This window comes from Marinomonas ushuaiensis DSM 15871 (assembly GCF_000521805.1).
Classification (GTDB): domain Bacteria; phylum Pseudomonadota; class Gammaproteobacteria; order Pseudomonadales; family Marinomonadaceae; genus Marinomonas; species Marinomonas ushuaiensis.
Genome location: NZ_JAMB01000002.1, coordinates 1 through 13774, shown reverse-complemented (window position 1 = coordinate 13774; position 13774 = coordinate 1). Strand labels below are relative to the sequence as shown.

10 protein-coding genes are annotated in these 13774 nt (G+C 41.9%); 8 read left to right on the top strand and 2 right to left on the bottom strand.

The window, feature by feature from the left end:
* Positions 1-67: 67 nt before the first annotated feature.
* Together MUS1_RS03490 and ydiJ are read right to left on the bottom strand one after the other, a co-directional pair.
* Positions 68-808: a spermidine synthase gene (locus tag MUS1_RS03490; protein ID WP_036159257.1), complete on the bottom strand. Its 741-nt coding sequence runs from the start codon at positions 806-808 to the stop codon at positions 68-70.
* An 81-nt stretch (positions 809-889) separates the two neighbouring features.
* The gene (gene ydiJ / locus MUS1_RS03485) at positions 890-3964 is read right to left on the bottom strand and encodes a D-2-hydroxyglutarate dehydrogenase YdiJ (RefSeq protein ID WP_036159255.1); all 3075 of its coding nucleotides are present in this window, start codon (positions 3962-3964) and stop codon (positions 890-892) included.
* Between the two features lie 208 nt (positions 3965-4172).
* Here ydiJ and MUS1_RS03480 point away from each other — a divergent pair, with 208 nt between their 5' ends.
* From MUS1_RS03480 to MUS1_RS03445, 8 genes are all read left to right on the top strand, one after another.
* Positions 4173-5126 carry a 1-aminocyclopropane-1-carboxylate deaminase/D-cysteine desulfhydrase gene (locus MUS1_RS03480; RefSeq protein ID WP_036159253.1) on the top strand — a complete coding sequence of 318 codons (954 nt, stop codon included), beginning with the start codon at positions 4173-4175 and terminating at the stop codon, positions 5124-5126.
* A 112-nt stretch (positions 5127-5238) separates the two neighbouring features.
* Complete coding sequence (locus MUS1_RS03475; protein WP_036159251.1) at positions 5239-6120, top strand: NAD(+) kinase; 882 nt, start codon at positions 5239-5241, stop codon at positions 6118-6120.
* Between the two features lie 64 nt (positions 6121-6184).
* Positions 6185-7069 (top strand): rhomboid family intramembrane serine protease, encoded by an 885-nt coding sequence (locus tag MUS1_RS03470; RefSeq protein ID WP_036159249.1) that lies wholly within the window; start codon positions 6185-6187, stop codon positions 7067-7069.
* 35 nt (positions 7070-7104) lie between these two features.
* The gene (locus tag MUS1_RS03465; RefSeq protein WP_036159247.1) at positions 7105-7386 is read left to right on the top strand and encodes a YeaC family protein; all 282 of its coding nucleotides are present in this window, start codon (positions 7105-7107) and stop codon (positions 7384-7386) included.
* Complete coding sequence (locus MUS1_RS03460; RefSeq protein ID WP_036159245.1) at positions 7386-8210, top strand: DUF2797 domain-containing protein; 825 nt, start codon at positions 7386-7388, stop codon at positions 8208-8210. The genes MUS1_RS03465 and MUS1_RS03460 overlap by 1 nt, the downstream gene beginning before the upstream one ends.
* 10 nt (positions 8211-8220) lie before the next feature.
* Positions 8221-10854 carry an aminopeptidase N gene (gene pepN / locus MUS1_RS03455; protein ID WP_036159243.1) on the top strand — a complete coding sequence of 878 codons (2634 nt, stop codon included), beginning with the start codon at positions 8221-8223 and terminating at the stop codon, positions 10852-10854.
* Between the two features lie 197 nt (positions 10855-11051).
* On the top strand, positions 11052-12470 hold the full coding sequence (locus tag MUS1_RS03450) for a coiled-coil domain-containing protein (RefSeq protein WP_036159241.1): 1419 nt from the start codon (positions 11052-11054) through the stop codon (positions 12468-12470).
* 82 nt (positions 12471-12552) lie between these two features.
* Positions 12553-13305, top strand: coding sequence for a CLCA_X family protein (locus MUS1_RS03445; protein WP_036159239.1), 753 nt, complete (start codon positions 12553-12555; stop codon positions 13303-13305).
* Positions 13306-13774 lie beyond the last annotated feature (469 nt).

The window sequence follows — 13774 nt, the reverse complement described above, 5'->3', positions numbered from 1 at the left end:
TAAAGAAAGGCATCAAGTTATTCAGTCTACTTTAAGTGATTAAAGCAGACTGAATAGCAAACATAAATTACAAATCAGTCAGTCGAGAAAGCCACCGAGTTAAAGGGATTTCTAGCTGCGTGCTCAATTTTTGAGCTATTGCTTTAAGGGCTTTGGCGTTTGAGTTATTTTTTCGTTTACCTGCAATAATGACCCAATTACCGCTGCCTGTATCGAGTGCACGAACATCGTTAAAGTGTACTTTAAGAAGCTGGGTAAGCTCATGGTTGTTTTTGTGGTCGATCCAGCAGTTAAGTGCTAACCAGCCATCTTCTTTGATGTTTTTTGCACAGTTTTCAATAAAATTACCCTGTAAAACGGCTCTATCCATTCCTTGTGTGTTGTACAAATCCGTCATTAATATATCGACTTTTTTCGGTAAACCTTCGTCGATGTAATCTATTGCATTGGCAACATCTAAAGTGATGCGCTTTCCTTTTGGGATTTTGAAATACATCTCTGCTGCATCCATGACTTCTTGGCGCAATTCAACAGCAGTAATGTGAATCCCTGGAACAGCATGATATAAGGAATTAAGTAATGCACCGCCGCCTAAACCTAAAATACACACTCTTTTAGGTTCACAGAATAGCAAAGGTAACATCATTGCTTGTGTGTATTCATGTTGAAGTATGTGCGGTGTTGATAGGCGAATGCGACTTTGTTCATCACCTTCTGCAAAGGAAAGCACTCGATATTGTCCATCATCAAAAACGCGAATAGGGCCTAATTCATCTGCACTGTCGTGCAATAGGTTGTGGTGGCTCATGGTGACACGTTTTCCTTATTCTTTATTGTTGTGATTGTCAAAAAATAAGGCTCAACTTTATTGAGCCTTATTTTAAATGGCTTATTTGATGACAGCTTCTCTTACGTGTTTCAATAGTGCTTGTATCGGGTGCGGTAGATTCGCGTCATCAAAGCGTTTTGCTTGGCTTCGGCAAGAATACCCTGTCGCCACTAATTTATTGCTTAGTTCTGGGGCGGTTACTTTCTCTTTCCATGACAGTTCATAGATGGTTTTAGAGGTGTCTTTATTGGCTGTTTCATGGCCGTAAGTGCCAGCCATGCCGCAGCAGCCTACATTTTCGACTTTCAGCTCAAGGCCAAGGATACTGTAAACCTGCTGCCAATCCTTGATGGAACCTGGAGCGTTGGTTTTTTCTGTGCAATGGGTCATGAGATGGTACGTTGATTCTTCGCACATTAATGGCTGCTTGATAAGATGATCTTTCTTCTCGGCTAACCATTCTTGCATCAGGTGAATCTTAGGGATTTGTCTGTTGTGACCAAAAGTTTTTGTATACTCAGAACGGTATGTCAAAGTCATTGAGGGGTCTATACCAATAAACGGCAGCCCATAAAATGTCAGGCTTTGCAGCATGTCTAAGTTTTTTCGTGCCGTTTTATTAAATGCTTTCATGAAGCCGTGCACGTGTAAGGGCTTTCCATTTGGCATATAAGGCGCTAGGTAAGCTTGGAAACCTAAGCGACTCAAAAGCTCCATAGTGTCTAGCACCAGTTGAGTTTCAAAGTAGCTGGTGAAGGCGTCTTGCACGACAATCACTGCTCTGGATCTGTCTTTATAACTTAAGGATTCAATGGCCAATGGTGTCGCTAAGCGGATGCCTCGCAAAGACATTTCTTTTTTGAGATTGTATTTGCTGAGCTTAGGGTTGTCCGTTAACCCTAGATATTTGCTACTGAGTTTGTTGGCCCATTTTCGATCCATTAGCCAATTGTAAGTGCGAGGAAAGGTTGCCAGAGTTGGAACCATAAATTCCAAGGAGCCAATCACATAATCTTTCGCTGGGCGCAAATAACGACTGTAGTAAAGTTCTAGGAACTTCGCTCTAAACTCAGGAACGTCAACCTTGATCGGACATTGACCGACACAAGATTTGCACGCCAAACACCCCATCATGGACTCATGAACTTCGTTCGAGAAATCATAAGCTCCGCGGTGTTTTTCTATGGAGTTTTTTAGCTTTGGAAAGAAGCTGATTAATGCATTACTGTGTTTAACCGATTTGCTTGCTTTAGCCGTATCTACTCCTTGTTCACTCATGCCACGTAGCCATTCGCGCATCAAGGAGGCCCGACCTTTTGGAGAATGCCTGCGATCACGTGTGCCTTTCCAAGAAGGGCACATGGCATCATTTGGATCAAAGTTGTAACAAGCACCATTGCCGTTGCAATACATACCTTCTTTGAACTGCTCGCGGTTTTTGATCGGGATTTGACGATCATATTGACCACGTAATGGTACTTCGTCAATTTTTAATAAATCGACACCTAATTCAAATGGCGTGGCAATTTTTCCTGGGTTTAATTGGTTTCGAGGGTCAAAAGCGCCTTTGACTTGTTGAACGCTTGCGTATAAGTCACCGAAGAAAACTGGTGCGTATTCTGAACGTACTCCTTTACCGTGTTCGCCCCAAAGTAAGCCATTGTATTTCTGGGTTAATGCCACCACTTTATCGGTGATGTCACGAATCATAGGTTCTTGAGATTCGTCTTTTAAATCCAAAGCTGGGCGAACGTGTAGTACACCTGCATCCACATGACCAAACATGCCATATTGAACGTCGTAACTGTCTAATACGGCACGAAACTCCATGATGAAATCTGCCAAGTTTTCAGGTGGAACAGCGGTGTCTTCCACAAAAGGAATGGGACGTTTTTCACCTTCTACATTGCCAAGTAAGCCCACCGACTTTTTGCGCATCGTCCAGATTTTATTCACATTGCTGTGACCCACAGCAATGGTGTAACCCAAAGTGTTGCTGCCATCTTGTTTAGCCAGTGCGTCCAATTTATCGGTTAAGACTTTGATTCTGTCGGCAAGGTTTTCTTCGCTGTTGTCTGTGTATTCAACAAGGTTAATACCTTGAATGTTCTCGCCCGTTTTTTCTGGAAAAAACTCAGCAACGGAATTCCAAATAATGTCGCCTTTGGCGAGCCCTAATACTTTTGAGTCAACGGTTTCGATGGACGTTGGGTTAACCGCCAACAGTTCACGAGCGTGACGTAATGAGCCTTCGAAGCTGTTGTAACGAATATTCACCAAAGCCGCATAGGTTGGTATTGGCAGTATATTTACCTTGGCTTCAACGATAAATCCTAGTGTTCCTTCTGAACCGCATAGCACAGAATTCATATTGAATAAGCCGTCTTCTGTCCGGATATGCGCGAGGTCATAACCTGTTAGGCAACGGTTTAATTCTGGAAAGGTGTCTTGAATTTCTTGTGCTTTGGTTTTTTGAATAGCGTCTACAGTACGATGAGCGTGAGCAGAATAATCACTGCCGCTTTGAATACTGGAAAGTGTTTCATCATCAATTGGGAAAGATTCCAGTAGCTCTCCATCTAACAAAACGGTTTTCAGAGATAGAACATGATCTCGTGTTTTGCCGTACATGACAGAGCCTTGTCCGCTGGCGTCTGTGTTGATCATGCCACCAATAGTTGCTCGGTTACTGGTCGATAATTCTGGAGCAAAAAACAATCCATGAGGTTTGATGGCTTTATTAAGTTGGTCTTTGACAACGCCGGTTTCAACACGTGCCCAACCTTCTTCTACATTGATTTCCAAAATACGGTTCATGTATTTGGATAAATCAACAATTAAACCATCGGTGAGTGATTGGCCATTGGTTCCTGTGCCGCCGCCTCTTGGGCTCAGTACAATGTCATGGAATTCTTCTTGATTAGATAAGCGAACCAATCGCTGAATATCAGCTATGTTTTTAGGGTAAATAACGCCTTGTGGAAGCACTTGGTAGATAGAATTATCAGTTGATAGAACAACGCGATTAGCATAATCAGGATTGGTATCACCGGCAAAACCTGAAGCATTCAGACGCTTAATAAAAGAAAGGTATTTTGTCTGAATCGGTGAGACTTCAGAAAGCTTAGGAATCATGTTTTCATCTCCATAAATGATGAGTGCGCCGATTTTATCAAAGAAAACTTATGGATAGGGATATTTCTAACATGAAATTTATAGATCAAATGACTTACTTTTTTCATTTCTCATTTTTCATACTATTGCTCAAAGAGGAGTTGGGCGTTTGTCTCAGTTAATATGCTACTCTTGCTTTTCATTTGATTGATGTTTATTAGGTTGTCTGGTGTCGTTAATATTTCCGCTAACTCTCCCTTTTTTAGTTAAAAATCCTTCTCAACCAAAGTATGAAATGGATGTTTATCGTGGTGATTTGGAGTATCCAAAAGCGCCAGGGAATAAATGGCATAAACTCCAGCATCACCTAATAGAGGCTCAGCGACAGAATGCGAATGTTATCGCTACTTTTGGTGGGCCTTTTTCAAATCATTTACATGCGTTTGGAGCTACTCTTGCTCAAACCTCTTTCAAAGCGGTTGCGATTGTTCGAGGTGAATTACAACCGAAACTCACACCTACTTTGTTAGACATGGTGGCTGATGGCGTTGAGTTATGGCCATCGTCACGGTCGGATTACCGGTTGGGAGAACAATCAGACGTTGCTAAAGTGATAAATCACAAATATAAAAATGTTTATTGGGTTCCCGAAGGTGGAGGAGGAGAGTTAGGTGCATTAGGTTGTCGAGACTGGGCTGCTAAAATTTGTGAGGCATATGGCCAATATGATGCTTGGGTTGTTTCTGCTGGAACGGGAACCACGGCCGCTGGCTTTCTGGCAAACGAAACAACGCCGACCTTACATGTGTTCAGTGCGTTAAAAGGTGCGTCAGATCAACGAAATGAAATTGTTGAGCAAGCTCATAAAATGGCAGAGGTTGATCTCAATAGTAGTTTAAGCGATCGATTGTTTTTTCATTCAGATTGTCATGAAGGAGGTTATGCTAAACACACTCCAGCGCTTTTAGCTTTTCTCAAATCCTTTGCGGCTGAGAATCCAGCCATACCATTGGATCCTGTTTACACCAGCAAAAGTATGTTTGCAGTATTGTCATTAATGGAACAAGGGGCTTGGCCATACCGTCGTACATTATTTATTCACACTGGCGGCTTACAAGGTTGGAGAGGGTATTCATCAGCGAGTAATCCATTTTTAGCGCTTGAACGAGATGGCGAGAGTTAGCATCTTCATGTTAAAGTGGCTCAACTTATGTAAAATCCACGTTATCTAAAACAGGCGTTAGCGTCTTGTTTGGTGGGTTGTTTTGTTTATGGTAGACGGAAGAGAATCACGCATGGGTCTTTTTAGACGTGTTGGTATTATTGCTCGGTTAGACAAACCTCAGATTCTAGATACGGTTAAGAGGCTAATGGAATACCTAGAAGAGAAGGGTGTTTCCCCTGTTCTTGAAGGTGAATTAGCGGCTATGATGCCGGGCATTAAAGTAGCATCATCTCCCTTAAAAGAGTTAGGTGATAACTGTGATATGGTCATGGTTGTTGGTGGAGATGGTAGCTTTCTTGGTGCTGCACGGGCTATTTGCAATTATGATATTCCGGTATTGGGGATTAACCGTGGCACATTAGGTTTCTTGACCGATATTTCTCCCCACCGTCTCCCAGAAGAATTAGATCCTATTTTTCGTGGTGAATACCATGAAGAAAAACGCTTTATGATTGAGGCAAAAATTAAACGCCAAAATCGCCCTAGTGGTGAAGGTATTGCTCTTAATGATTTAGTACTTCATCCCGGTAAATCGGCACGAATGATTCGCTTTGATTTGTTCATCGACGATCAATTCGTCATGAATCAAAAATCAGACGGTCTTATTGTAGCAACACCAACCGGTTCAACCGCGTATGCGTTGTCTGCTGGTGGTCCGATTTTACTGCCTAAACTTGATGCTTTGGTGTTGGTTCCTATGCACCCGCATACATTGAGTAATCGTCCGATTGTTATTGATGCCAATGCTCGAATTCGTATTGTCGTTTGTGAGTCTAATCTAACCTATCCAAGTGTCAGCTGTGACGGCCAACTGAATATTACCGCAGCACCGGGTGATGAAATCTATATCACTAAAAAAGCTGGGAACATTCGACTGATACATCCTAAAAATCATGATTTTTATAATGTATGTCGTGACAAGCTTGGTTGGCAATCCAGTTATCGTCCTTAGTTATCGCGAATGACCAATGTTTGGTTTTTCATGAACCTCATTAAGTAAGGCTGTTTAAGTCTCTATGTATTGTGTTTATCGTTTTGAACAAACAGAAGATCCTAAAGTATTAACTGAGGCTTTGTGGCACCACAAAATTGCCCATCAAGTTATTTTCAACGAGGGTCGTAATGAACTCTGGCTACGTGACCCTCGTCAATTGCCAGCTTTAGAGCAAATACTTGCTTTGTGGAAAGAGAATCCATTGGAATTGGATTACTCTCAATCGAACATATCTACTTTTACAGCGCCATCCTCAAATCTTAGCCTTGTTGCTCAATTCAAACAAAATCCTGTGACTATTTTACTCTTATTGGTCACTTTACTTGCCGCGGCGCTAACCAAATTAGGCGCAAATTTTGACATGGTTGGGCAATTTACTATTAGCGGTTTTGATGCGAGAGATGGGAAGATCTATTTCTATAATTTATCTGAAGTCATGGCCAGAAAAGAGTATTGGCGTTTATTTACGCCAGCCTTGCTGCATTTTAGTGTGCTGCATCTTGTATTTAATACGCTTTGGGTTTGGGATATAGGTCGAAAACTTGAGCGTTTACTCGGCTCGGTTGTGTGGGCGGTCGGTGTCTTTATTGTCGCTGTGCTGAGTAATATTTTGCAATACGAAATAAGTGGTTACCCCTTATTTGGTGGCTTGTCTGGTGTGGTTTATGGATTAATCGGCTTTGCATGGCTTTTGCCTATTTTGAATGCACGTTTGCCGACGATTATCAGCAAGCAATTAATGATCTTTTTTACTGTGTGGTTAGGTATCGGCTACACACCTTTCCCTGAAATGATTGGTCTTGGCAGTATCGCTAACACGGCGCATAGCATCGGTCTATTGTCTGGTTTAGCCTTGTGCCTTGTTTATTGGTTGGCCACAAAGCATCGTTACCGCGAAAACAAATGAAATAAAAGCTCGTTTGAGCCTTGAGAGAAGAGCAAATGAATTTTAAAGAAATGATCGATAACATGTCTCCTGAAGTTTACGCCAGCCTGAAACAAGCGGTAGAGCTTGGTAAATGGCCTAACGGCGTACGTTTGAATGAAGAACAAACAGAGCTTTGTTTGCAGGCGGTTATTACTTATGACTACAGTAATAAATCGGAAGAAGACCGAGTAGGTTACATCGATACTAAAGTGCATGATGCGTGCGATAGTAAGACATCAACCAATGAGCATGAAACCATAAAATGGGTTGGTGAAGGCCCTGAGGGTAAGCATTAATGCTGCAAGGTACGATTAAAAAAATGTCCACGGAAGTGCTAGACGGACAGGTGCATTATTACCTGAATCTTGGCGCTGATCGTGTGGCAGTGAATGATTTACTTGGTAAAAAAATTGCTCTGCATATTGATGGAACCATTCATTGTACGAATTGTGGGAAAGTGACGAAGAAGTCGTTTAGCCAAGGTTTTTGTTTCAATTGCTTTCGAAAATTAGCGGCTTGCGATACGTGCATCATGAGCCCTGAGAAGTGTCACTTCCATTTGGGAACCTGTCGGGAACCAGAATGGGCTGAGCAATATTGTATGCAAAGCCATTATGTTTATTTGTCCAATACATCTGCATTGAAAGTCGGTATTACTCGCGGTGATCAATTACCCACTCGTTGGATTGATCAAGGCGCAACACAAGCTCGACCATTATTTCGTGTACAGAACCGAAGAATGTCTGGCCTTGTGGAAGTGTTATTCAAAAACGAAGTGGCGGATAAAACAAATTGGCGCAACATGCTAAAAGGCTCTTCTATTGTTATGGATCTTGAGCGCGAGCAAGAGCGTTTAATTGGTCAGCTTTATGAAGGGTTAGACGCCCTACAAAACGAATTTGGCTTGCAGTCCATTACCGATTTATCGGATGAAAATGAAACCCACGAATTCATTTACCCAGTTTTAGAATACCCAACCAAAATAACCAGTATCAACGCCGAGAAAACGCCACACATCGAAGGAACCTTGATGGGAATTAAAGGCCAATATTGGATGCTCGATACTGGGGTGATAAATATTCGTAAGTACACTGGTTATCAAGCGACATTGACATTTTAGGAGAGAAGAGATGAAAGAGAGTCAACCTTCAACGATATATTTGAAAGATTACAAAGTACCTCCTTTCCTTATTGATAAAACCGAGCTGACATTCGATTTGGACGAGGCGACGACAATTGTCACGTCACGTTTACATATGCGTCGCAATCCAGCGTGTGGAAAATCCACTGTTCCTTTGACTCTCGACGGTGGAGAAGGCGTTAAGTTGATCGGTCTGGCAATGGATGACTACACACTGCCTCCAGAAGAATACCGAATAAGTGAAAATAAGCTGATTATCACAGCGACAGCTGACCAGTTTGTTTTAACTTGTGAAACCTTAATTGAGCCACAAAATAACACCAGTCTAGAAGGGCTTTATCGTTCTTCCTCTATGTTTTGTACTCAATGTGAAGCGGAAGGTTTCCGTCACATTACCTATTACTTAGATCGCCCTGATGTGATGTCCGTTTTCACGACAACCATTATTGCCGATGCGGATCGTTACCCTGTCATGCTTTCAAATGGTAATGAAGTTGAGCGAGGCAAAACGGAAGAAGGTAAAACCTTTGTTGTTTGGAATGATCCTTTCCCAAAACCGGCTTACTTGTTTGCTCTGGTTGCAGGCGATCTTGCGGTTAAAAATGATATCTTCACGACCCAAAATAAGCGCGATGTAAAACTGCAAATATTCACTGAAACTCACAACATTGATAAAGTCGATTACGCTATGGAAGCGCTCAAGCGTTCTATGCGTTGGGATGAAGAAGCCTACGGTCGAGAATACGATCTAGACATTTTTATGATCGTTGCGGTTGATGACTTCAATATGGGCGCAATGGAAAATAAAGGGTTAAATATCTTCAACTCTTCCTGTTTGCTTGCTAGCCCAGAAACCACAACAGACGATTCTTACTTGCGAGTGGAAGCCATCGTTGCCCATGAATATTTTCATAACTGGTCTGGTAACCGTGTCACTTGTCGCGATTGGTTTCAGCTCAGTTTGAAAGAAGGCTTTACAGTATTTCGTGATCAGACTTTCTCTGCTGATATGCACTCAGAAACAGTAAAACGAGTCGAAGACGTTTCTTTCTTAAGAACCGCTCAATTTGCTGAAGATGCAGGCCCAATGGCGCATCCTGTGCGACCTGCTTCGTTTATCGAAATTTCTAATTTTTATACTTTAACAGTTTATGAAAAAGGCGCAGAAATTGTCCGCATGATCCATACCTTGCTTGGCGCTGAAAAGTTTCGAGCGGGTTCTGATTTGTATTTTGAACGACACGACGGTCAAGCCGTTACTTGCGATGATTTTGTGTCAGCAATGGAAGATGCGTCTGGTGTTGATTTGACGCAATTTAAACGCTGGTATTCTCAAGCCGGTACGCCAGTGGTTTCTGTAACGGATGAATTTGATGCAGCGTCTGGAACTTACCGTTTGACGATGAAGCAAGAAACGCCAGTTACGCCTAATCAACCAACAAAGCTAGCGCTGCACATTCCTGTTCGTGTTGGTTTGCTTGATCAGAGTGGAAATGAATTATCAGCGACGTTGGATGGAACCACAGCAGAAGATCATGTATTGCATTTGACGTCATCAGAGCAAGTATTCGAGTTTTCTGGAGTAACAGCTCGCCCAATACCTTCTCTATTGAGAGGTTTCTCGGCACCAGTGAAACTGCATTATGACTACACGCCAGCGAACTTATTGTTGTTAATGTCATCCGATTCGGATGGTTTTAATCGTTGGAGTTCCGCGCAGCAGTTAGCGGTAAATGAACTTCAAGCACTTATCGGGCAAGCTATCGCTGGGGAAACCTTGTCGATTGATTCTCAGCTGATTGATGGTTTTAAAGCTTTGATTGGTGACTGCAATTTAGACCCTGCAATGGTGGCTTTGATTTTGACTTTGCCAAGCCAAGCTTATTTGTCTGAGTTGGCTAATCCGATTTATCCAGCTGCAATAAAACAAGCGCGACACTATTTAAAAACTCAGCTTGCGAATGCTTTGTCTGGCGAGTTTGAAAGCCTTTATACAAATAACAAAAGCCAAGGCGTTTATCAGGCGAATGCAGAAGACATCGCGTGTCGTTCACTAAAGAACCTTGCTTTATCTTATTGGGTTGAAACTGACTCAGAAGCGGCTCAGCAAGCGGTTGTTCAGCAATTTGAGTTTGCGAATAACATGACGGATCAATTCTCTGCCTTATCGATTGCGGTACATTCTCAGCATGAAAAAGCCGCGGACATGTTGGCGGTTTTCTACGATCAATGGAAAAACGAACCTTTGGTTGTTAATAAGTGGTTAATGTTAAGTGCAGGGCAAGAAAGTGATGATGCTTTAATCATAGTGAAAGGATTAATGGAGCATCCTGCGTTTGACCTTAAAAATCCAAATAAAGTACGTTCAGTACTCGGTGGATTTGGTCAAAATATGGCCGCTTTCCATAAGGAAGATGGCAGCGGTTATCGCTTTTTGGCGGATCAAATTATTTTGCTTAATAAGCGTAATCCGCAGATTGCTTCTCGACTTTGTACGCCTCTTACTCGCTGGAAAAAAATGCAGCCTGAGTTAAGTGAGAAAATGAAATCAGAGCTTGAACGAATTTTGGCAGAAGATTTGTCGAAAGATGTCTATGAAGTCATTTCTAAGTGTTTAGCTTAGATTCAAGAAAACTAACAACTAAGTCATTTTTATTAAATGTCACATCAAGCCTTCAAGCGTTTTCTTGAAGGCTTTTTTTATGTTTTTAGAATGCTTTCTTGAGTAATAATCTTTACTGTTTCTTTGCAATTGAAGGGCAAGTCTGGCATAAGAGAGAGTAACTTATTGTCGACCTTGAGTTTATTAAGGAGCGAAAAATGAAAGCAAGTACAAAGATTCTGGTTCCCTTCACCTTAAGCCTTTTGGTGTCTGCCTGTAGCACTTCGTCTCAACAGCAATCCGACTCAGCCATTTCCCCTGAGTCTGTGGTTTTGTCCCAGGCAACCACGTCTTCTTTACCTTCTGTAAGTGTGGAAGATAATAGAGTGCTCATTGAATCACTTGAGCAACAGATCGCAGATAATCAATCTCAACTTTCTAGCTTGAATCGTTCTCTTGATGAAAAAGACGCAACCATTGCTGCATTACAAGCATCGTCTTCTAACGCAGATACTTTGCGGGAGTTAGAAGCACAAAAGCAATCAAGAGAAGAGCTTGAGATACAGTTTTCGGCTTTGAATTTAGATAATGATTTATTAAAGCATCGTATTAATGAACTAGAAAATGAAAACTTAGTTCTAGAAGAAGAGAACGCAGATTTAGAATTAGATAATGAAAACGCTCAAAAGCAACTTGCTGAACTGAGAAAACAAAATCAAACCCTTGGTGCGTCATTAGCCGAAATAAGAGCTGAGCATCAAATTTTATCGAAAAATTATCAATCTCTAAATAATGCGGTGTTATCGATTCAATCATCTGATTCTGATACGTCAGACAATACTCGACATATCCAAACTGCTGTTGAGTTATCAAGTCTGCAAGCTCAAGTAGAAGAGCAAAGGGAAGAGATTGAAGAGTACAAAAATGAAATTTTGGAGCTTGAATCTAGCTTAGACGAAAGTGCTCATTATGAATCTCGTTGGAAAGCACTTGATGAAAAACTCGCTGTAGCTCAACAAAGAAACACCCAGTTAGCGGAGCAATTGAAAGCGGCTGAGGTCGCTATGTCGTCTAGTCTAACGGAACGCGACATCTTGCTTTCAAGATTAAATAACGTACAACAAGCACTCAATGTTAAAGAGAACAGTGGCATTTCCATCACTGCGGCGATGGAAGCTTTACAAGCGCAAATGAGTTCCCGATTGCTGGATGTGCGTTGGCAGCTTCCAAGTGAAATGGCATTACATGATACATTTGAAATTGTTGTTACCGCGCGTGCTCAACCATCTTTATCAGGGCAAGCGTATCTTGCCGAATTGGTGACAGACAGCTCTATTCAGATGATCAGTGACTCTGTTGCTAATGCCGTAGTTCAATCCGGTGGATTGCAATGGCGCTGGCGTGTAGCCGGCTTAAATGAAAAAACAGACGCTCAATTGAATCTAATAGTTAATCAGCAAATTAATATCCAAGATCAAGCAATCATGAGGCAGGTCTATCGAGGAAGCGAAACCTTGTCTTTAGTTAATACAAACCTATTTGAAAAATACGGCTATTGGGCGGGGGCAATTTTACTTGGTTTGCTTGGTGGGTTTGGCATTGGGCGTTTGAATAGCCGGAAGAAAAACGAACTTTAGTTTTTTATGATGCAACATATTCCCTTTATCATTTTAACAGCAGCTCAGCTTGTGTTGAGTTGCTGTTTATTTGTGAGTCTAAATGCCAGTACAGCAATCAAGCCTTAGTTTCGTTACGATTCGCCGACAATTTGATTTTCGCGGTATCGAAATGGGCCGTTGGGTAACGTCAGAAGAAAGAGATCGCGCGGCGGTTAACTTTAACCAAGCCTTGCACGACTTAATGGATGTCCTGCAAGGACCTGAACACCTTATCTCATTGCGTGGCACTCTTGGTCTTCAATTTGGTAAAGGCGGACAGCGTGGAGTTGCAGCGCATTATATGCCAGCCACTCGACAGCTAGCCTTGGCAAAAAATGCTGGAGCAGGGAGCTTGGCACATGAGTGGTTCCACGCTTTCGATCATTACCTAGGCGATAAAGTGTTTCACTTCGCCTCATCATCCAGCTTTGCTTCGAATAATTGGCTACAAGAACCTGACTCAAGCAATATAAAGACTCACCCACTGAACAGCCTTTTATCAGATTGTTTCAAAAGCATCCTACTCAGCCCAGACGGAAACGGCACCAGCGAACTCTTCCAAGCCTCTAAACGCGCCGATGAAAAACACAACATCTTCTACTACTCCAAACCAGAAGAGATGTGCGCCCGCGCCTTTGAAGCCTTCGTGGAAGATGCCAAACCCGCAAGTCGATTTTTAGTCAAAGGCAGTAAATACTCAGAAGAAGCCAAAGTCGGACTTTATCCGAAAGGTGAGCAAAGAGAAGCTATCAACCAAGCTTTCTTGGATTATTTTGGTTTGCTTGGCAGTGCGTTGAAAAAAGAGTTTTATTGATATGCGTTTTATAATTTGATGAGAGAATTCGTTTAAGTATTGTTTTTTCATAAGACAGTTAATTGTTTATCTAGAGTCTGAATTAGATATATTAGTTCTTATAGCTATATATACAAAAGTATAAGTTTTAAGATCACAGGGAAGGTTTATGAAGCACATCAGGAATTTCGATTTTTTAAAACAGCATCAAGGTTGGGTGTTCAAGCTGGCCGAAACAGAAAATTAATTTAACCAATGTTCATTCTGTAGACTTTGTCGTGGTATAGGTGTCATTCCCTCGGAAAAATAGCTGCGTCGCTAAGCTAAAAAATTAAGTTAAAAAATTAAGCGAATACAAAAAAACGAGCCATTTGGCTCGTTTTTAGTTTCAGGGTTACGAAGTCTTAATCTTCGTAGCTGTCTATCGGTGGGCATTCGCAGAGCAAGTTGCGATCGCCGTAGACGTTGTCGATACGACCCACTGGTGGCC